This window comes from Neptuniibacter pectenicola, from assembly GCF_001597735.1.
In the GTDB taxonomy this organism is placed as follows: domain Bacteria; phylum Pseudomonadota; class Gammaproteobacteria; order Pseudomonadales; family Balneatricaceae; genus Neptuniibacter; species Neptuniibacter pectenicola.
Genome location: NZ_LUTS01000056.1, coordinates 1 through 755, shown reverse-complemented (window position 1 = coordinate 755; position 755 = coordinate 1). Strand labels below are relative to the sequence as shown.

1 protein-coding gene is annotated in these 755 nt (G+C 47.8%); it reads left to right on the top strand.

Going from position 1 to position 755, the window contains the following annotated elements; translation table 11 throughout:
• On the top strand, positions 1 to 454 hold a 454-nt coding region (locus A3773_RS19710), incomplete at its 5' end, for a hypothetical protein (protein ID WP_197462824.1).
• Positions 455 to 755 lie beyond the last annotated feature (301 nt).

Sequence of the window (755 nt, the reverse complement as noted above, 5' to 3'; positions counted from 1 at the left end):
GAGGGGGAGAGAAAAAAAAAAGGAGGGGGAGGGGGGAAGGAGGAAGGAAAAGAAAGAAGGAAAGGAGGAGAGGAAGAAAAAAGGAGAAAGGAGGGAAAGGGGGAAGAGAGGAAGGAAAAGAGAAGGGAGGGGAGAAGAAAGGAAGAAGGAGAAGAGGAGAGAGGGGAGAAAAGGAGGAAGAAAAAGAAAGGAAGGGGGAGGGGAAAAGGAGGGGAAAAGAGGAGAGAAGAGAGGAAAAGAGGGAAAAGGAGAGAAAGAAGAGGGAGAAAAAGGAAAGAAGGGAAGGGAAGGAGGGGGAAAGAGAAAAGGGAGGAAGAGGGGAAGGAAAGAGGGAAGAGGGAAGGAAAGGGGGAAGAAAGGAAAAAGGGAGGAAGAGAAAAAGGGGGAGAAAAAGAAAAATAGAATGAGAAAGAAGGTGGGAAGAAAGGAAAGAAGAGAGAAGGAAAGAAAATAAAGAAAGGAGAAAGAAAGAAAAAGAGAGGGGAAAGGGAGAAAGAAAGAGGGAGGAGAAGGGGGGAGGAAGAGGGGGAGGGGAGGGAGAGAGAGAGAAGGGAGGAGAGAGAAAAAAAGAAGGAAAGAAGGAAGGAGAAGAAAGGGAAAGGAGAGAGAGAGAGGAGGGGAAAAGAAGAAAGGAGAGAGAGAGGAAGAGGAGGGGGGAGGAGGGAAGGAGGAAGATAGCAAAGAGGAGGAAGAAAAAGAGGAGAGAAAACGATATTGTCGCCCGCATCGGCGGTGAAGAGTTTTCCATGATCATA